This window comes from Pedobacter agri PB92 (assembly GCF_000258495.1).
In the GTDB taxonomy this organism is placed as follows: Bacteria; Bacteroidota; Bacteroidia; order Sphingobacteriales; family Sphingobacteriaceae; genus Pedobacter; species Pedobacter agri.
This window is the reverse complement of the sequence record NZ_AJLG01000374.1, coordinates 1-271: the sequence shown is the minus strand read 5'-3', so window position 1 is coordinate 271 and position 271 is coordinate 1. Positions and strand designations below refer to the sequence as shown.

The window sequence follows — 271 nt, the reverse complement described above, 5'->3', positions numbered from 1 at the left end:
TATCACGGCGACCAACAACGGTCCAAGTGCGGCGACAGGGGTAAGCGTAACAGAGAACATCCCAACGGGATACGAAGTGGTAAGCGTTACACCGGGCACCGGCAGCTGGACTGCACCAAACTGGTCGATCGGCAACCTGGCCAACGGCGCAAGCGCTACTTTAACGGTAGTGGCTAAAGTGAAAGCAACAGGCGTTTATGCCAATACGGTAACAATCAGTGGAAATGAAACTGACCCTACACCAGGCAACAATACCGATACGGAAGAGCCG

General features: G+C 53.9%; 1 protein-coding gene. It reads left to right on the top strand.

The window, feature by feature from the left end; translation table 11 throughout:
* A partial coding sequence (locus ON09_RS23935) for a DUF11 domain-containing protein (protein WP_010603607.1) occupies positions 1–271 on the top strand: 271 nt, incomplete at both ends.